Origin of the sequence: Nostoc sp. LEGE 12447, from assembly GCF_015206985.1 — a bacterium.
GTDB lineage: Bacteria > Cyanobacteriota > Cyanobacteriia > Cyanobacteriales > Nostocaceae > Nostoc.
This window is the reverse complement of record NZ_JADEXT010000004.1, coordinates 168,415-185,902: the sequence shown is the minus strand read 5'-3', so window position 1 is coordinate 185,902 and position 17,488 is coordinate 168,415. Positions and strand designations below refer to the sequence as shown.

General features: G+C 41.3%; 18 protein-coding genes. 11 read left to right on the top strand and 7 right to left on the bottom strand.

The annotated features are described in order from the left end of the window. Positions 1–369 precede the first annotated feature (369 nt). The 4 genes from IQ274_RS07495 to aroF all read left to right on the top strand — a co-directional run bounded on the left by IQ274_RS07495 (position 370) and on the right by aroF (position 4,621). The gene (locus tag IQ274_RS07495; RefSeq protein ID WP_194141856.1) at positions 370–2,145 is read left to right on the top strand and encodes an iron uptake porin; all 1,776 of its coding nucleotides are present in this window, start codon (positions 370–372) and stop codon (positions 2,143–2,145) included. Positions 2,146–2,527: 382 nt separating this feature from the next. Continuing rightward, positions 2,528–2,797, top strand: coding sequence for a 30S ribosomal protein S15 (gene rpsO / locus IQ274_RS07490; protein WP_041565894.1), 270 nt, complete (start codon positions 2,528–2,530; stop codon positions 2,795–2,797). A gap of 12 nt (positions 2,798–2,809) precedes the next feature. Next, the gene (locus tag IQ274_RS07485) at positions 2,810–3,280 is read left to right on the top strand and encodes a PAM68 family protein (RefSeq protein WP_163929483.1); all 471 of its coding nucleotides are present in this window, start codon (positions 2,810–2,812) and stop codon (positions 3,278–3,280) included. A 282-nt stretch (positions 3,281–3,562) separates the two neighbouring features. After that, on the top strand, positions 3,563–4,621 hold the full coding sequence (gene aroF / locus IQ274_RS07480; RefSeq protein WP_194141855.1) for a 3-deoxy-7-phosphoheptulonate synthase: 1,059 nt from the start codon (positions 3,563–3,565) through the stop codon (positions 4,619–4,621). Between the two features lie 436 nt (positions 4,622–5,057). On the opposite strand, the gene IQ274_RS07475 is transcribed toward aroF, so the two are convergent. Further along, positions 5,058–5,312 carry a hypothetical protein gene (locus tag IQ274_RS07475; RefSeq protein WP_179072321.1) on the bottom strand — a complete coding sequence of 85 codons (255 nt, stop codon included), beginning with the start codon at positions 5,310–5,312 and terminating at the stop codon, positions 5,058–5,060. A gap of 287 nt (positions 5,313–5,599) precedes the next feature. After that, entirely contained in the window at positions 5,600–6,865 is a 1,266-nt protein-coding gene (locus IQ274_RS07470; protein WP_194141854.1) for an HhoA/HhoB/HtrA family serine endopeptidase, read from the bottom strand. A gap of 238 nt (positions 6,866–7,103) precedes the next feature. Here IQ274_RS07470 and IQ274_RS07465 point away from each other — a divergent pair, with 238 nt between their 5' ends. Beyond that, on the top strand, positions 7,104–7,997 hold the full coding sequence (locus IQ274_RS07465; protein WP_194141853.1) for an ATP adenylyltransferase family protein: 894 nt from the start codon (positions 7,104–7,106) through the stop codon (positions 7,995–7,997). A gap of 41 nt (positions 7,998–8,038) precedes the next feature. Here IQ274_RS07465 and IQ274_RS07460 read toward each other — a convergent pair whose 3' ends face one another. The 3 genes from IQ274_RS07460 to IQ274_RS07450 form a co-directional block, all read right to left on the bottom strand. Beyond that, a complete protein-coding gene (locus IQ274_RS07460; RefSeq protein ID WP_175586610.1) occupies positions 8,039–8,806 on the bottom strand; it encodes a phycoerythrobilin:ferredoxin oxidoreductase in 768 nt (255 codons plus the stop codon). A gap of 63 nt (positions 8,807–8,869) precedes the next feature. Continuing rightward, the gene (locus IQ274_RS07455) at positions 8,870–9,604 is read right to left on the bottom strand and encodes a 15,16-dihydrobiliverdin:ferredoxin oxidoreductase (RefSeq protein WP_163928633.1); all 735 of its coding nucleotides are present in this window, start codon (positions 9,602–9,604) and stop codon (positions 8,870–8,872) included. A 160-nt stretch (positions 9,605–9,764) separates the two neighbouring features. Continuing rightward, positions 9,765–10,337, bottom strand: a complete 573-nt coding sequence (locus IQ274_RS07450) for a phycobiliprotein lyase (RefSeq protein WP_194141852.1) — start codon at positions 10,335–10,337, stop codon at positions 9,765–9,767. A 116-nt stretch (positions 10,338–10,453) separates the two neighbouring features. On the opposite strand from IQ274_RS07450, the gene IQ274_RS07445 reads away from it, so the two are divergent. Next, positions 10,454–11,278 (top strand): pentapeptide repeat-containing protein, encoded by an 825-nt coding sequence (locus IQ274_RS07445; RefSeq protein ID WP_163928631.1) that lies wholly within the window; start codon positions 10,454–10,456, stop codon positions 11,276–11,278. Between the two features lie 188 nt (positions 11,279–11,466). Here the strand turns inward: IQ274_RS07445 and IQ274_RS07440 are convergent, their stop codons facing one another. Both IQ274_RS07440 and IQ274_RS07435 read right to left on the bottom strand, forming a co-directional pair. Further along, positions 11,467–11,667 (bottom strand): hypothetical protein, encoded by a 201-nt coding sequence (locus IQ274_RS07440; protein WP_163928630.1) that lies wholly within the window; start codon positions 11,665–11,667, stop codon positions 11,467–11,469. 146 nt (positions 11,668–11,813) lie between these two features. Further along, positions 11,814–12,476 carry a HEAT repeat domain-containing protein gene (locus tag IQ274_RS07435; protein ID WP_163928629.1) on the bottom strand — a complete coding sequence of 221 codons (663 nt, stop codon included), beginning with the start codon at positions 12,474–12,476 and terminating at the stop codon, positions 11,814–11,816. Positions 12,477–12,576: 100 nt separating this feature from the next. On the opposite strand from IQ274_RS07435, the gene IQ274_RS07430 reads away from it, so the two are divergent. From IQ274_RS07430 to IQ274_RS07410, 5 genes are all read left to right on the top strand, one after another. Next, positions 12,577–13,158 carry a phycobilisome protein gene (locus IQ274_RS07430; RefSeq protein WP_194141851.1) on the top strand — a complete coding sequence of 194 codons (582 nt, stop codon included), beginning with the start codon at positions 12,577–12,579 and terminating at the stop codon, positions 13,156–13,158. Positions 13,159–13,816: 658 nt separating this feature from the next. Then, positions 13,817–14,575 carry a phycobilisome rod-core linker polypeptide gene (locus IQ274_RS07425; RefSeq protein ID WP_163928627.1) on the top strand — a complete coding sequence of 253 codons (759 nt, stop codon included), beginning with the start codon at positions 13,817–13,819 and terminating at the stop codon, positions 14,573–14,575. Positions 14,576–14,910: 335 nt separating this feature from the next. After that, positions 14,911–15,447, top strand: coding sequence for a phycobiliprotein lyase (locus IQ274_RS07420; RefSeq protein ID WP_194141850.1), 537 nt, complete (start codon positions 14,911–14,913; stop codon positions 15,445–15,447). Positions 15,448–15,505: 58 nt separating this feature from the next. After that, the gene (locus IQ274_RS07415) at positions 15,506–16,135 is read left to right on the top strand and encodes a chromophore lyase CpcT/CpeT (protein WP_163928625.1); all 630 of its coding nucleotides are present in this window, start codon (positions 15,506–15,508) and stop codon (positions 16,133–16,135) included. A gap of 26 nt (positions 16,136–16,161) precedes the next feature. Next, a complete protein-coding gene (locus IQ274_RS07410) occupies positions 16,162–16,467 on the top strand; it encodes a CpeR family transcriptional regulator (RefSeq protein ID WP_416209830.1) in 306 nt (101 codons plus the stop codon). Positions 16,468–17,488 lie beyond the last annotated feature (1,021 nt).

The following is a 17,488-nucleotide window of genomic DNA, read 5'->3' as shown; positions in this document are numbered from 1 at the left end:
TAAACAAAATTTTTCCAAAATTATTGATGATGTCATTAGCCAATGTCATGGTTCTTTAAAAATATAGCTAACTCTAGTTCAAATCTGCTACTCTTACAAAGATAAAAAGGATTTACCGCAAATAAGAGTCAAGAATAAGAAGATAAAGTCAAAAAATGGCGCAAAATTGAGCGGAATTCAATCATAAACTCTTAATCTGGCAAACAAAGCATAAGCAAGTCTTTACGATTCTTCATCCGTAAAAATTTTGTCAGATATGGCTTAAGTAACAGCAATCTGATAAGATTTCAAATTAAGTAGAATAACTGCTTGTTATCTTTTTCTTTAACCCATTGATTTCGGGTATTTTTTAGGAAAGGAAAATAAAGAATGTCTCATCTATTGTGGAAAACTCTGGTACTAAGTCCAGTAGTTTTGGGAGTGACGGTGTTGGTTTCCGCTAGGGCTATAGCTACTGAAGTAGCAGGCTCCTCTGAAGATATAAAGGCAAAAACTGCTCAGACAGAAGCACCAATGTCTTCTGATGCTTCAACATTTATTCAAACAGAGCAACCAAAAGTTAATCAACTATTGGTTGCCCAAAAGACTGATGATAATCAGGTTTTAGAAGAGGTTAACCGCTACAGCACCGAGGGTAAGAATCAAAATTCCCTGTCTCAAGTCACATCAGTTTCTCAGTTTTCTGATGTACAGCCGACTGACTGGGCGTTCCAAGCTTTACAATCCCTGGTTGAACGCTACGGTTGTATTGCTGGATACCCAAATTCTACCTATCGTGGCAATCGGGCACTGACTCGTTATGAATTTGCCGCAGGTTTGAATGCTTGTTTAGATCGGGTTAATGAACTGATTGCAACAGCGACTGCTGACTTGGTAACAAAACAAGATTTGGCTACCCTCCAGCGTTTGCAAGAAGAATTCTCGGCAGAACTAGCAACTTTGCGTGGTCGAGTTGATGCTGTAGAAGCACGGACTGCTGAACTAGAAGCAAATCAGTTTTCTACTACAACCAAGCTTGTGGGTGAAGCTATTTTTGCTGTTAGTGATATTTTTGGCGGCAACACTGGCGATGCTAATAATACTGTTTTCCAAGATAGGGTACGTTTAGACCTGCAAACCAGCTTCACAGGTAAAGACGTTTTACACACCCGTCTTGCAGCTGGTAATGCACTAGCCTTTAATCAAGTGGATAATGCTGGTGTTCCTATCAATACTGCTGAAGGTACACAAACTTTTCAAATCGGTAGCAGTGTTAACAACAGTGTCAATATAGACTGGTTAGCATATTACGTACCCATAGGCCCAGTTGAAGCTTACTTTGCGGCTACTGGAGGTATTCATAGCGATTATGTTGCCACTAATAATCCTTACTTTGAGGACTTTGATGGTGGTAATGGTGCTTTGTCTAGCTTTGCTTCTGAAAGTCCCATCTATCGGATTGGTGGTGGTGCCGGTGCTGCATTGACTATACCTTTTAGTAGCGGTGGCAGCTTTTTCAAACCAAGTTCATTGACTGTTGGTTACTTGGCATCAAATGCTAACAATCCTGGAGCCAATCAAGGTTTGTTGGAGGGTAACTATGCGGCTCTTGGACAGTTGAACTTTAGTATTGGCGATCGCTTGGCGATCGCTGCTACCTACGTTCACGGTTATCATGGTGCTGGAGGCGGGAATTTATTTGATCTAGGCGGCGGTTTGGGTAGTGCTAACCGCGTCGTAGGTACTAATCAAGCTAACACCCTAAGTACCCTCAGCGCATCTTCTAGTAATTCTTACGGTATAGAAGCAGCCTTCAGACCCAGCGACAAACTTTCAATTAGTGGCTTCGTTTCTTACCACGATATCTCAGGCTTTGGTGCTGGTGATGATTATGAAGCTTGGAGCTACGGTCTTGGGGTAGCCTTACCTGACTTCGGTAAAAAAGGTAACGTTTTAGGTATTTTTGCTGGCGCAGAACCATATTCGTTTAACCGACCAGGTTTTGTTGGTAATGATATCCCTTATCACTTTGAAGGCTTCTACAAGTATCGCGTGTCAGATAACATCTCAATCACCCCTGGTGTCATCTGGTTGACCTCTCCTGGACAAAGCAGCGCTAACGACGATGCAATTATCGGTACTCTGAGAACAACTTTCACCTTTTAAAAGATTTGGTGAACACAAGTCCAATCTAGGAAAAGGTTAAAGTGCAAGGGGGAAAGGTGAATTTAAATCCTTTCCCTCTAACCGAAAAGTTTTGTATTTAGGTTGAAATAGCTTTCCTGCTGTCTGGAGTATATAGATAACTGGAAGAAATGCCAGGACAAATGGTTTACTAATCCAGACAAACTTTCAAATATCGGTACGGAAGCTACCATTTAAAATTACATTATTAGTCTCTATATGAAGATACTGGATGTCTCTTGACTTACTTAGTCTTGTAGAGTGCCAGACATAGCAGCAAATATGATTCGACATCCAGCTTAAGGGCTGTGATATTATGGGAGACTGCTGCATACATTTAGAAAAACTAGCAATTGAATCAATCATGGCCCTGACGCAACTGCGGAAACAAGAAATAATTTCCAATTACCAAGTTCACGAAACCGACACTGGTTCGGCTGATGTCCAAGTTGCCATGCTAACTGAGCGCATCAACCGCCTCAGCGAACATCTCCAGGCAAATAAAAAAGACCATTCTTCTCGACGGGGACTGTTAAAGCTAATTGGTCAGCGTAAGCGTCTTCTAGCCTACATATCGCAGGAAAGCCGTGAAAAGTATCAAGCTTTGATCGCTCGCCTCGGTATTCGTGGATAGGGACTACTGCTTATGTCTGCTGAAGAATCTGAACGCAGTCGCTTGCCCTTTGAACCAAACAAAAAGCGCCAAAAACCCGCAAAAACTCAAAGTAAACCAGCAGCACAGCCACAAGAATCTGGCAAACAGGCTGATAAAAAACTGACTTACACCAAACAAGAGATGGCTATTCCTCAAGTAGTCAGCCAGAGGATGATCCGACGGGTAGCTGGTTTCTGTGGCGTACCAACAGCTTTGGGCATTAGTGTCCTGGTTGTTAGCTATCTGCTTGCTATCTACTCCGACATCCAACTAGCTCCCATCGCCGTGTTATTGGTGAACATGGGATTATTTGGTTTGGGGGTCTTAGGCATAACTTATGGCGTTCTCTCTGCCTCTTGGGATGAAGAAAGAGTCGGAAGTTTGCTAGGTGTGGGTGAGTTCAACACCAATTGGGGACGAATGGTGGCAGTTTGGCGCGAAACGCGGCAAAAAAACTCATAATTAAAGGCGCTCAGGTATTAAGTAACTGCGGTATTGGGTAAATAAAAGAAGTGAATGTTGAAGTTGAAATTTTATAACTTCAACATTGCTAATTAAAATTATATAATCTTTTTATACCTACATCCAGCTACCCAGTAGTAAAACTACTGACTGAGCGCTATAATTTTGTCTATTTATTTTGTAAATAAATTTTGTTTTTAACTATTCGTAATTAGGGCAATAGGCAACAATAAAGTTAGCCCATTTACAGAAAATTTTACTCAATTAATCAGGAAATTTCACATGATTATAGTAATGAAAACTGGTTCCCCAGAAGCGGAAATAAACCGCATTGATGAGGAATTAACTAGCTGGGGGCTAACTCCAGAAAAAATTATTGGTCAACATAAAGTAGTTATTGGTCTTGTAGGTGAAACCGCCAGCTTAGATCCATTACAAATTCAGGAACTTAGCCCCTGGATTGAGCAGGTGTTACGGGTAGAGCAGCCTTACAAACGAGCCAGTCGCCAATACCGTCACGGCGAAGCTTCGGAAGTAGTAGTTAATACTCCTAATGGAGCAGTGGTATTTGGTGAACATCAGCCTTTGGTAGTTGTTGCAGGCCCCTGCTCAGTAGAAAATGAAGAAATGATTGTGGAGACAGCACGGCGCGTCAAGACGGCTGGAGCAAAATTTTTGCGCGGAGGGGCATATAAACCCCGAACTTCACCTTACGCCTTCCAAGGACATGGCGAGAGTGCTTTGGATTTATTAGCAAAGGCGCGGGAAGTCAGTGGACTAGGTATTATTACAGAAGTGATGGATGCGGCTGACCTGGATAAAATTGTCGAAGTTGCTGACGTGATTCAGGTAGGAGCAAGAAATATGCAGAATTTCTCCTTGCTCAAAAAAGTGGGAGCGCAGCCGAAACCAGTTCTCTTGAAGCGGGGAATGGCAGCTACTATTGAAGATTGGTTGATGGCAGCCGAGTATGTTTTGGCATCTGGCAATTCCAATGTAATTTTGTGTGAAAGGGGAATACGCACCTTTGACCGCCAATATACGCGAAATACGCTGGATTTATCGGTAGTGCCAGTGTTGCGGAAACTGACTCACCTGCCAATTATGATTGACCCCAGCCACGGCGTAGGTTGGTCTGAGTTTGTGCCTTCAATGGCAATGGCTGCGATCGCAGCTGGCACAGATTCTCTGATGATAGAGGTTCACCCCAACCCTGCCAAAGCTTTATCCGACGGTCCCCAATCTGTGACACCAGACCGTTTTGATAAATTAATGCAAGAATTAGCAGTCATTGGTAAAGCGGTAGGACGCTGGCAGCAACCAGTAGTAGCTCTAGCTTAAAATTCAGTTGCAACTTCTTGCTGGGCATAAATAAATTAAAAGTTTGTAGTCAGGACTAAAGTCCTGATAACTCTGAAGAGGCGATGAATAGCTCACTACAAACTAAGTTTTTATATGTTTAATTATGCCTATCTAAACCTCGTCTACCTTGAGAACCGTAGTTTTGTGGATTGGGTGCAGCGATCGCGTAACCCAACATAAAATTTGGTGGTAATGTTGGGTTGCGTTTCACTCCACCCAATCTACATAAATATATCTTTTAAAAAACTCTAGGTTTCAACATAGATGAGGTTTATCTATCTATTTATTTTAAATATGAAATAATGCCCCTTTAGAAATATCCTAAAGGGGAATTTTTAAACACTAACAAAATCTATGGAAAAAGAACTATACAATCAATATTGATAGGCAATATTTTTTGCATTTGTAGGTCTTTTTATCTTCTATATACATAGCGAGCAGGTATCCATCGACGACCACGATTTGTCTGCACCCAACGTCCAGGAACCAGTATCCTTCTTCTCGCTTGAACAGGGGTATAAACCCTAACTGGCGGTGATCTTCTGATTACTCTAACTGGAACTGGCCGCCTAACTGGCCATCTAGCCTGTGCATCGGCTTGGGAAGGAATAAAGGTAACAGCAATTGGTAAAATCAGTGCTGCACTGGCAAGCATTCTTTTAATACTCATTCGCAAACTTTCCTTCTATGGTGTAGACATCAAAGAGATTAATTTTTTGCAAAATCTTAATCTCTTTGACAAGTAAATAATAGGACTGAAAATAGATATACACTAGTGAAAAAGGTAATTAGTTAAACCATGACTAATGTCATGGATAAAAAATATAAAAATAACTCTGCTTTTAAAGAAAACTATTTTTACATAGTGGCAGTGCCCACCTTATCTTCGCCATCTAAAAAAAGGGATGGGTATTTTGCCCATCCCAAAAAATTCACTTTGACTCAATAGCAAAACTTTTATTGTACTGGTGCGGTGGGGAAAGCACCAGGTTGTACAGCGACGTTAAGATTCTGTCCATTGCGACGTAATTCTAAGCGCAAATCCCCCCCGATTTGGCTATTTTCTACTACCTTTTGGACACTGTTGGCATCTGTGACTGCTTGCCCGCCAAGCTTTTGGATAACATCACCAGCACGTATTCCTGCTTTAGCAGCTGGTGAATTTGGCACAACTTTGACAACTAATACACCTTTATCTTCATCCACACTCAAACCGCTATTGGGATCTGAGTTGATATTTTGTTTCATCTGAGGTGTTAATCCCACCATTTGAATTCCCAGGTAAGGATGTTCTACTTTGCCTGTAGCTATTATTTGACTGGAAATGCGTTGTGCTGTGTTGATGGGAATAGCAAAGCCTAATCCTTGTGCCCCCTGGATGATAGCTGTATTCATGGCAATTACTTGACCACGGGAATTTAGCAGGGGGCCGCCGGAGTTACCGGGGTTAATGGCTGCATCAGTTTGAATATACTCTACTCGCTTATCGGCAGCGCCGATTAGATTGCTACTGCGTCCGGTAGCACTGATGATTCCGGTAGTTACTGTATTATCTAGCCCAAGGGGGTTGCCGATCGCGATCGCCCATTCTCCTGGTTGCAGTTGATCTGAGTTACCTATGGCTACTGAAGGTAGATTCTCTGCTTGAATCTTGACAACAGCGACATCGGTTAATTCATCTTTTCCTAACACCTTACCTTCCAAGGTGCGCCCGTCCTTGAGCGTCACTGTCACTGTATCAGCACCATCTACCACATGGGCGTTAGTGAGAATCCGACCATCGGCACTGATGATAAAACCTGAACCAGTACCCCGTTCTACCCTTTCTTGTGATTGTGGCAGTTGGGAACCAAAAAAGCGGCGAAAAAGCGGATCGTTAAATTCATCTGGTATCTGGCTTCTTACTGTTCGGGAAGAATTAATTCGTACTACAGCCGGCCCGACCTTTTGCACAACTTGGGTAACAAAATTAGGATCTGTAGCAGCTGATACTGGAGGAGCGGCATTTACGCGACTCACTCCCAAATTAGATGCACTCTCAGACACCTGCTGAGAATGTCCAGCCATGTAGCCACCGACCAATGTCATACCTGATCCCAGCAGCACCAGCGATAGAGAGGCGGCAGCCTTTTTCCAGGGTGCTTGATGATGGTATTTGGTATCAGCAGTGTTGGATAAAATGCTATTTGATGGGTGTTCTCCATCACGAGATTGGTTTTGCATTGCTGTCTGGAAGGATATTTAGATGTATTACTAATGTAGATATGATTTGTGACAGTTTTGTTGCAGGGGTATTGCGTTGTTGTGAAAGCTTTGGTATTTTACTAAACCTTATTGGAATATACTCATTCGTAGGGTTACACAGTTGTCATGCTTTTCAACTTAGAGCCAGAGCGGTTTCTAACCAACAGTTTGACGTTAAGTTAACTGCGTGTTTTATACCATGTGTGAAGGAATGAAAATGCCACAGGGGAAAATCTTACTGGAATCTGGCACTTTATGGACAAGTGTTAAAGAACGAACTGAACATGCTTTACAATGTGGGGCGTTACTGTCGATTCCGACAGAATTTGAATTTATCGAACAGGATGGAGTGCGCTTTTTAGTGCGGATTTTGTCTAATCTGAATCGTAAAAAAGCAGCTAAGGAGAAACAGGAAAAACAATCTGCTGTCTCTGGTCAAGAGTTTAATCCTTTTTTGCCCTACGAAGAAGATTTATTTGTGGCGGATATCTCTGATACTCATGTATGTATTTTAAATAAATATAATGTTGTCGATCTTCATCTGCTAATTATCACCCGTGCCTTCGAGGAACAGGAAAGTTTGCTGACTTTGGAAGATTTTGCCGCTATGTGGGCGTGTTTAGATGATTTCGATGGTTTAGCATTTTACAACAGTGGCAAAAATGCAGGTGCTAGCCAGCGACACAAACACTTACAATTAGTGCCACTACCACTTGTACCTTCAGGGCCGCAGATACCTATTGAACCTCTACTGAGGGCAGTACAATTTCAGGACTCGAACGCAATAGCAAAACTTCCTTTTGTAAACGCTTTTGCGCCACTAAATCCTGATTGGGTGCGATCGCCATTTACAGCAGCCCAAGCAACATTAGAAGTTTATCGCAGTTTGCTAGGGGCTGTGGGTTTAGATGCAAAGCAATTGGGTGCTTACAATCTGTTAGCGACACGAGAATGGATGTTGATTGTACCGCGATCGCAGGAGCATTTTCAGTCTATCTCTGTCAATTCATTAGGATTCGCTGGTAGTTTGCTAGTGCGAAACGCAGGAGAAATGGAAATTATCAAAGCCCAAGGGCCGATGACTATCCTCAAGAATGTTGCTATATCCTAATATTGATTAGTCATTTGCCCAATATTAAATTGGTGAAGCCTCTAGTTGACGACTGTTAATTTTCTCTCTAGGTCGAATAAAAAGCCGTGGATATACTCTTCAGTCCATTCGGCACCATAGAAGCGTTTAAACATACCTCGTGCTGGGTCTTTTTCAGCCCGATATCGTAGGTATCGCAGTTGGGCTTGCTCGATGGCTTCTAAATTTTGGGAATCTGTTACAACTTCTGCCTGCTCTACAAAATCCAGATAAGCTTTTAAATAGTCTTTAAAAGCGGCAAACACCTGAGTTTCTACTACAGCAGTTTCTTGGGGACGAGTCCACAGAAAAGCGGGAGAGAAAAAAGGCTGTGCTTCTTCTGGGAAATCTCCTCCCCAAGATAGATGCTGTTGATGGGCGTGGAAAATGGGCAGAATTGGTTCAGTATATTTTGCCTGATATGCTGAATCATCCCGAAATAGGGGCTGCATATCCAAAGCAATTAGGTGTCCTCCTGGTAATGTCACCAGATCCGCCCCAAAAAAGGGTAAATCGTAGTTGAGGCGGGGGAAAATCACAAAATTCAGCACTTGCAGCGAATTACCACCCTGGACATGAGCAGCACGAATTTGCCGTAATTTTGCGGTTTGAAAGGCGTAACTTGTGGTGACAACCTCTTCCTGATTTTTGCCCTTACCCACAACAGCACTTTTGAACTCAAACCCAGTGGGGATAGGATAGGGTTCTAAATCCAAGCGTGATCGCATGTAGGCGATTGCATAATCGAGAAATGGCTGATATAGTGTCACTTCGCTTCGCTCCAAATTCATAATCCCAATGCCCAATGCCCAATGCCCAATGCCCAATGCCCAATTCCCCATGCCCAATCCCCGTTATCTTTTACTTGCAATAACTGCTAGAGGAACGGCATCTTCAAATAAGAATTCATGGAGAAAACGCTCCGCCCATTCATGACCAAAGTAACTGCTAAACAAACCAGATGCTGGATCTCGATCTGCACTATATTGGTCATAGTCTTTTTGGGCTTTGACAATCCGTTGGATATCTTCTGGATCGTGAAGCGCTTGGGCATCTGCTAGCATTTGCCAATACAAGTTTAAATAATCTTGGAAAGCTTCAAAGACTCGCGTTGAAACTGTTTCAGCATCTGTTTTGGCAAACAAGAGGTACTTAGAAAAATACTGGTTGGCATCGTAAAACTTCATTTCTAAGTTTTGCGCCAAATCCGGGTATTTATTATGGAGATATTTTAGCGGAGCTATATATTTGTTTTGATAATCTTCATCCTGAAACAAAGGCTGAAAGTCAAGCACAATTAGATTTTTGACTTTGCCAAAGGATAAAAAATCAATCCCTAACAGAGGTAAATCGTAGTTATGACTAGGATAAATCACGCTGTTAAAAATTTGGGCGCTTTCCCCGGCATCAATATAGGTATAGCGAATTTTCCGCAACTCTTGAGATTGGTAACACCAACTGCGAATAGTTGCAGGGTTTCTGCCGCGATCGCTAACTTTGAATTCTAAACCAGGGGGAATTACCCTACTTTGTAAATCAAAGCGCTTAAATAGCTCTTTTTCTAAAAATTCCAGGAAAGGTTTATACATGGAACATGATTTGTTAACCCTTGCATGAAAATAAGTGATGGCAATCATACACGTCTCATTTATGAGAAACAAAGCAACATTCCTTAATGGGGATTGGGAATTGGGCATTGGGCATTGGGTATTAGTTATTTTTCCTTATCTCCCCATTCCCCATTCCCCACTAATGCCTGGCATGATTAGCGATCATTTGCTCTAGAAGTTCTTGGGAAACACAGCGACGTTCAGAACAATAAGCCATTAAGTTGACACCGTTCATCATTCGCACGGTACTAACCCTGACACGAAAATCATCAGTAACAAACCAACAACGTTCTTGACCTTGGTTATTGTCATAGTCAGTATCAATCGTCAGAACTCCATCATCGGCAAACCGATACCGACTGACAACGGGAATGCTCTCAACATAACCTTGGTTACGGATCAGTTTTCCAGAACGCCTCGTTTCGTCGGGAATATCAACCAAAATGGCAGCATTATCATTAGGTAGCCTGGTGTCTAAGTTAGCCTGCCATGCAAAACTCGCACCGCCTGTTGCTTTAGTTGGGTCTATGCCTTGGTCTTTACAGACTTCTTGGACTTTAGGATCGTCCTTTTCCATGACTTTAACGATCAAATTCGACTGCCCAGACTCATCCGCCGCCGAGTCAAAATGGTGAACGGAACGTTCCGTAAACCATGTACCCTCACTTTTACGGAAGAAGTCGATCATTGACAAGGGCGGTATTAGATGCATCTGTTTTAAAACCTCTTTTTATCAAATTTTGCCGTTAGTGAATACTGAGCAATGAGATGAAGTCCCAATTTCGCTAAAGTGTAGAATAACTCCAAAAGTTATATTTTTATCAACTGATGACAAATAGTGAAATTCAACTTATCACTAGCGAACGCCCCAGTCCAACTCCAGAAATATTAACAGCCCTCAAAGCCGGAAACCATTTGGATTGGGTCGATTTGTACCAATACAATCTCAGAGAAGTCGATTTACAACAAGCTAATTTGAGCAAAGCCAAGCTACTAGGAGCCGACCTCAGTGAGCTAGTCTTGAGTAATGCCGATTTGAGTGGCGCAGATTTGCGAGGCGCTAATCTGCAAGGAGCCGATTTGAGTGGGGCTAATTTGCAGGGAGCCTATTTAAACCGTGCGAACCTCCAACAAGCCAATCTCAGTGGCGCAAATTTGGAAGGAGCCAAATTGCAAGTAGCACGTTATGATACACATACGAAATGGCCCCAAGAATATAACTACAAAGCTTCGGGAGCTGTAGGTCCGGGTGCTAATCTCAATGGTGCTTTTCTTAACACAGCCTCTTTACGAAACGCAGATTTACAAGGTGTTAATCTGCGTGGAGCCTACCTAAGTGGCGCTGACTTGACAGGAGCAAATTTGCAAGGTGCGGCTTTAAGTGGCGCTGATTTGACGAAAGCTTATTTGACTGGGGCTTGTTTGCGGAATGCTCGATTGACTGGAGCCGATTTGCGGGATGCAGACCTGCGAGCAACTGACCTCTGTGATGCAGAGATGGAGCATCTTCAAAGTATCGCTGGTGCAGATTTTACTTTAGCCCAAGGACTCACAGAAGCAACTAAAGCTATGCTTAAAAGCCGCCCATATTCAGAACTTGACGTTTGGAACGCCTACACTCGCACAACAACTCGTGAGAGTTTGAGTGCTTGATCGTGGCAATTTTAGATTTTAGATTTGGGATATCAATATCAAGTTCGCTTAATTACTTGATAATTCAAAACTCCCCGCGTCAGCCGTCATTACAAGTACTTATCCGAACATAGTATGAGTGCAAGACGCGCTCCTAGTGGGCTAAATAAATCTAAAATCCAAAATTTTTTTGTTGTTCTGTAGTGACTTTACAACAGTTGCCAGTTCTTTTTTAAGAGTGCTAAAAACGTAGCGTATCCTTCAGAAAAACCCGGTGGATCGGGTAAAGCATATTGGGGAAATTCTTTATACGATCGCCAGGCTTCCGAAGCTTTATGTCGCAAATGTAAAGCAGATTCTGAGGAACCTGGTGGTCGCCAAGTCATTTGACCAGTTTCTATCTCAGTCACAAATGCCTCCTCATCTCAAAAAAGTTGATCTTTTCTTCCAGATTTTGGCAGATTACCCGGATATTTTGGTCAAATTTAAGGTAAAAAAACATCTTGCCTATTGTTGAAATAAATTTTATCACAAGATTCGGCACAAGCCCATATCGCTATTGTGGCAACAAGTCTTCTAAAGCAGCTCCGACAACTCGGTGATCCTCATCCTGTCTAAGTTGGTTCAGGGCTGCTTTTGCTTCCGGCTCGTCAAAGCGTTTGAGGGCATAGCTAACTCGCACGCGCATCCGCCAAGATTCATCATTCACTAACGTTAGTGTTTGGGATAGTGCCGCAGTATGTTGGCTAGAATCAGCTAGTAAACCGAGTCCATCAACAGAGGATTCCTGAACTGTGAAATCTTCATCTTTTAAACCTTGAACGCAGATATCAAATAGTTCTTCAGGACAATTCATTTCAGCGATCGCAGCTAAAATGCTCCGCTTAACTAGCCAGTGGTCATCTTGATAAAATGCCATAACTAGATGAGAAACTGCAACTCTGCCAAATAGCGATAAAGAATTTGCCGCCTCTGCTCGCACGTTGGGGGTATCATCAAATTTCATAATTTGCATCAAAGCAGCAAAGGATTCTGCTGATTGTTGATTACCCAAACCCCTGGCTACAAAAGAACGCACCAAAAATTCTGAGTCATGAAGTTTACTTGCTAAGAGAGGAACTGCAACTTCTGATTCATAATCATTGAGGGCTGCGATCGCCTTCAAACGAGAGTGAAAATCTGGGTTCTTCAGTTCAGTTTGGATTTGAGCGATTTCCATAGGTGCATTTGGTAGAGCTATCTTTACTTTATTTTACAGATGTCAAAAAATAGCGATCGCATTTGGGAAGATTTAACGCAATACCCTAAACTCTTAACCAATGACTCAATTAAGCGAAACCGTCAAAGAATTAATCGCCAAAGCTAGAATTATCAGCTTTGCTGAGTGGGAACAGTCTCATTCCAAAGCCGCTATCGCCATATTTCAAGCTGCGGATGATGCTTTCCGTTATCTGAGCGACGAAGATTTATTACAGATTCAAACCAAGTCATCCGATAATTCTGAGTTGATTCCTATTGCTGTGTTGTTACGCGCTCGCGCCGCCGAAATTGTTGATGAAGCTAGAGAGCAGGTTTTGACAACCTATCCTGAAATTGTCCAGCCTGAAGGTGGTCTTTATCCGCCTGAACGCGCCCAAGCTTGCTGGCGAGATTTTTGGCATTTTCTCCGTTGTATTACTTATGGCATAGCAGGTGGACACGCTGAGTATACAAATCCCACAGGACTGCACTATATGAACTTACTCTATCAGGAATTACAAGTTCCATTAGATGCAATGCTCTTAGGTTTAAAAAGCATTAAAGCTGCTAGTTTGAAACGCTGCCCAGCCAATCAGCAAGAAATTCTTAATCCCTATTTTGACCATTTAATCACCCAACTGGCTACTTTTCAAATTCGGTAAGGTAAGTGAGCGTGAATAATTCAAGGTTTGTAGTCACGGTTATAGCTGCTTACTAAGAGCCAATTTAATTGAATTTACATTACGTAACATAGTTTGATTTATTCTTGCCCACTTACCAAGATTAACTTTGGTGAATCGGCACTATAAATACTCTTGCTCAAGGGAAAACAGCAATACAATCGCCTGCATCCCAATCTCAAATCAAATTCTAAAAACAAGCTTAAATTTATCTAAAGTATTATCTAACTTAACAAAATTTAATAAATATGGTTTCGGCATCGTATCAGAATGTGTAAAGGTATTTAATGATGTAAAAACTTAAATAATTAAAACTAATAAGGATTTAAAGTCTCTATGACCTTTCCTTTGTCACAAAGATGTAAAGTTTTTTAACATCTGCTGAATTCCTTCTCATAAAATCTAGTTGTTAACTGGGAGATAGTTTAAATAGCTTTTAGACCAGCATCATGATTAGGATTTGCTCAATTCTGCCGTCAGTTGTCATATACAAAGATATCTAACGCACTTTAAAAAAATAAAGTTTTACACATGCTAGTCAGTAGCAAAAATAACTGACAACTGAGGCGAAATTCTACCCCCATAAGGGGTAGAATGCTCAAAAATTTCATTTAATTTACGTTTTTAGGGAGATACTTCAATGTCACTGTGGGCTATTGATTCACCTAATGTTGAACTGCGTCCGAACACCAGCGAAAGTGAATTACAAACACTGATTCGGGCGGTTTACAAACAGGTTTTGGGGAATGCTCACTTGCTAGAAAGTGAGCGCCTAGCTACTGCTGAATCGCAATTGCGCGATCGCAAAATCAGCGTCCGCGAATTCGTCAACACTGTTGCGAAATCAGAACTCTATCAATCTCTGTTTTTCAGTTCTTCTTCCCAATATCGGTTCATTGAACTAAACTTCAAACACTTGCTAGGTCGTCCTCCTGCCGATCAAGCAGAAATTGCCGAACACGTCCGCATCTACAACGAACAGGGCTACGATGCTGAAATCGAATCCTATATCGATAGCGAAGAGTATCAGCGGAATTTTGGCGAGAATATTGTTCCTTATCCTCGCAGCACTAGCTCCCAAATAGGAATTAAGAATGTTACCTTTAACCGCACCTTTACCTTATTGAGAGGAGTAGCAAGCAGCGATAGCGATCGCAAAGCTAAACTAATCAGGGATATAGGTGCAAATTTACCCACATCTATCAAGGCTCCTGCTGCTGGTTCTAGTGTAAGCAGCACCAGCAAACGCTTCTTGATTAAGGCAGTCAAAGGTTCAGCTAGTCTCCGTACTCGTCTGGGCAACCTTGAATATGTAGTTAACTACAACCAACTGTCTGGACAAGTGCAAAACATTCATACAATGGGCGGCAAAATCATCAGTATTACTGAAGTTGCTTAAGTCGGTAAGTAGGGAGTGAGACTGGGGACTGGGGATAGAATAATAACCCTAACTCCTCAATACGGTTCGGTTAAAGGGGAAAGGGACTCATGTTTTGAATACATCCTTTCCCCTTTACCCCTTGCCCATTTCCCAGACCACAAGGAAAGTGAAAAATGCTTATCCGAACCGTATTGCCTAATTACTAACTCAGCAGGGGCTAAAAGCCCCGCTATCCATGTATAGCACTCCCAAATGCAGTTTTAGTCAAGGAAGCTAGTATATAGACAGGGAGAATAACTATTTAGCCAAGATATTTCTTGGACTGTAGGCTACTTTTTAAAATCACTTTTCTAATGGAAATTACTGAATTCTTTGAACTTTCAATTGGGCGATGGCGATCGCAACGTAGTGGTCATCATTTAGCATTCGCTCACTTTGAACAAGTGCTGTCTAACATTGACATTGAGTCTCTATCCACCGACGATCCGGCGGTATTAGCAATTTGTCAATTGTATGACACCGACCCCGCCAGTATCACTCACCCCTTTCGGATGACTTGGAAAGGTGAGTCAGACTGGGACGATAAACCAATCTCTGGTAGTACCGTGCTGGTGCCAATTCCAGATATAGAAAATCCTTCTAGGGGAAAACTCTTACGCGACCAAGGATACGCTGAAACAATTCCAGCAGTGGGTAAATACCACTTGAGTGAAGATGGGATTTTTACCCTGCTGACGGAGTATGAACATGCTGCTGCTGAAGAGCGAATTTGGTTTGCCACACCAAATCTGCGATTTCGGGTAGCGACAATTAAAACCAGTGATGGTAAAGGTGTGACAACAGCTTCCTTTTCTTCAGAGATTCGCTCTTTGTCTAGTTCAACCAGTTAGTAATATCAGGTTAAAACATAAAAGGAATCATCTAGTTTTGTCACTACTGAGGTTGAATATGACAATAGCACCCAGTGAATCTAGCACCAACGCTAGTGATTTACTCACCTTAGCCTGTTGGATGGCAGGAGATTTTAGCAACTACAAGCAATCTTTTGCAAATCCCCAACTTTACGCCCACATTCACATTTTTTTCCGTCCTTTACCGATTGAATTTTTTTCTGCCATCGGTTTTTATTCAGAACAAGCTTATGACCACGATTTATGGACACCCTACCGCCAAGGAGTACATAGACTGGTAGATTGTGGCGATCGCATTTATATCGAAAATTACAGCTTGAAAGACCAGATGCTTTATGCAGGTGCGGCTCGTGAATTAGATATCCTCAAAACCATCACCCCAGATTGTATCGAACGGCGTTATAACTGTTCGATGGTTTTTCAACGAGAGGGTGAAATGTTTCGGGGTAGCGTGGAACCGGGTAATCAATGTCTGATTAACCGCAATGGCTGCCAGACATATTTAGTCAGCGACGTAGAAATAACCGAGCATACTTGGATAAGTCTAGATAAAGGTATGGATATTGAAACCCACAAGCAGATATGGGGGTCAACTGCTGGGCCTTTGCGATTTGAGAAACGGGAAAGTTTTGCTGATGAATTACTTGCAGTGAGAGCATTATGTTGATTCAGCTTGAATCTGTTAAATATAAAATGTTACCTCCACAGGCTGAAAAAAAGATGCGCTGTTGGATTCGTAGCCGCCACTTGATTTGTTCCGGTAACTTTTTTATATTCGAGACATTAGAATATACGACCATTGAAAGATTCTCTCAATGTGTCGCTTCTTTAGGAGGAACAGTAATATCCGTTGACCCCATTAATAAAATCTGGATGGGCGATCATCGCCAAGTAATTTTATATCAGGCTAAAGCTAGTTTACATACTCCTCATCATACTTTGAAACAATACTGGATAAAATACGGTGGTTTCTACACTAGATTTGATGAGCGTGCTTAGAGTGACTTTCCTACAGAAATCATTCTGACGTTTTGAATTTTAAATACTCCCCAAGGGGGTTGACGGCTAATTGTTAATGTTTAATTGCTAATTATTTACTATGATTAGTTGTTACTTATTAACAGTTAGCCGTCTAAGTTTGTTAGAAATACGTACTGTACACAAGAATCCAATACTGCATAAGGTTTTGCCTAACAAATAAATTTTTATTAATCATTCTTTGATAGTAAATAAACCTGGACTGTAGGGGCAATTTATGAATTGCCCCTACAGATATATCTCGCATAAATATTGTAAAAAATTATACCATGTAGACAAATATAAATTATCTCTAATTGATGGTGCAATGTTTACGATGGGCTACGCCTACGCAGGCTTTTTTATGTCTCGAAGCAGCACACCTTATGCAATATTAATTAACGACAACAAGAGAAAACTAAATATTTTATTATAAACGATCACTAAATCCTTTGAGTAACTATTAATTTTTCTTGAGAGTAAAATCTATAGCTGACAAATACATTTAATTACAGAGAAAATAATATTCGTCTTTGATTGATAAGTATTTGGCAATTTGGCAGCTAGTGATTAGAGTATTTTGATATATTGCAGAAATTACCAAGATGTTTTTACTTTTTATACAGAAGACGGGCGTTAGCCCGTCTTTTTTGTTGTTAATTGTTTGGCATTTTGACATTAAATTATAATTAAGTTGTGATATATTAGCTAGAATGCAAATGATTGAAACATTAAGAATAAGCTCAACTAGCATTCTTTTTGTTCATATTATTTGTTTGTCTTACAACCTATTAAGTTTTATTTGTGCTGTTTTTTGCAGAGTCCAAGGTGTATTGCCACTTTCAAGCTATTTAGACGGGATAAACTATCCCGTCTTTTATTTTGTTTACTAGTTGAAAAAATTGCTTTCATGCAAGTTTTGCATGTAAAAATATTTTGAGTTGTTTTACTATCTTTAATATCTAAATTAATCTGCCATAGCTTCTAACATCTGGCAGATTAA

What these genes read in the sequence shown, in the direction of transcription:
- IQ274_RS07495 (WP_194141856.1), top strand. Translation starts at nt 370, where the DNA reads ATGTCTCATCTATTGTGGAAAACTCTGGTACTAAGTCCAGTAGTTTTG.
- rpsO (WP_041565894.1), top strand. Translation starts at nt 2,528, where the DNA reads ATGGCCCTGACGCAACTGCGGAAACAAGAAATAATTTCCAATTACCAA.
- IQ274_RS07485 (WP_163929483.1), top strand. Translation starts at nt 2,810, where the DNA reads ATGTCTGCTGAAGAATCTGAACGCAGTCGCTTGCCCTTTGAACCAAAC.
- aroF (WP_194141855.1), top strand. Translation starts at nt 3,563, where the DNA reads ATGATTATAGTAATGAAAACTGGTTCCCCAGAAGCGGAAATAAACCGC.
- IQ274_RS07475 (WP_179072321.1), bottom strand. Translation starts at nt 5,312, where the DNA reads ATGAGTATTAAAAGAATGCTTGCCAGTGCAGCACTGATTTTACCAATT.
- IQ274_RS07470 (WP_194141854.1), bottom strand. Translation starts at nt 6,865, where the DNA reads ATGCAAAACCAATCTCGTGATGGAGAACACCCATCAAATAGCATTTTA.
- IQ274_RS07465 (WP_194141853.1), top strand. Translation starts at nt 7,104, where the DNA reads ATGCCACAGGGGAAAATCTTACTGGAATCTGGCACTTTATGGACAAGT.
- IQ274_RS07460 (WP_175586610.1), bottom strand. Translation starts at nt 8,806, where the DNA reads ATGAATTTGGAGCGAAGCGAAGTGACACTATATCAGCCATTTCTCGAT.
- IQ274_RS07455 (WP_163928633.1), bottom strand. Translation starts at nt 9,604, where the DNA reads ATGTATAAACCTTTCCTGGAATTTTTAGAAAAAGAGCTATTTAAGCGC.
- IQ274_RS07450 (WP_194141852.1), bottom strand. Translation starts at nt 10,337, where the DNA reads ATGCATCTAATACCGCCCTTGTCAATGATCGACTTCTTCCGTAAAAGT.
- IQ274_RS07445 (WP_163928631.1), top strand. Translation starts at nt 10,454, where the DNA reads ATGACAAATAGTGAAATTCAACTTATCACTAGCGAACGCCCCAGTCCA.
- IQ274_RS07435 (WP_163928629.1), bottom strand. Translation starts at nt 12,476, where the DNA reads ATGGAAATCGCTCAAATCCAAACTGAACTGAAGAACCCAGATTTTCAC.
- IQ274_RS07430 (WP_194141851.1), top strand. Translation starts at nt 12,577, where the DNA reads ATGACTCAATTAAGCGAAACCGTCAAAGAATTAATCGCCAAAGCTAGA.
- IQ274_RS07425 (WP_163928627.1), top strand. Translation starts at nt 13,817, where the DNA reads ATGTCACTGTGGGCTATTGATTCACCTAATGTTGAACTGCGTCCGAAC.
- IQ274_RS07420 (WP_194141850.1), top strand. Translation starts at nt 14,911, where the DNA reads ATGGAAATTACTGAATTCTTTGAACTTTCAATTGGGCGATGGCGATCG.
- IQ274_RS07415 (WP_163928625.1), top strand. Translation starts at nt 15,506, where the DNA reads ATGACAATAGCACCCAGTGAATCTAGCACCAACGCTAGTGATTTACTC.
- IQ274_RS07410 (WP_416209830.1), top strand. Translation starts at nt 16,162, where the DNA reads ATGTTACCTCCACAGGCTGAAAAAAAGATGCGCTGTTGGATTCGTAGC.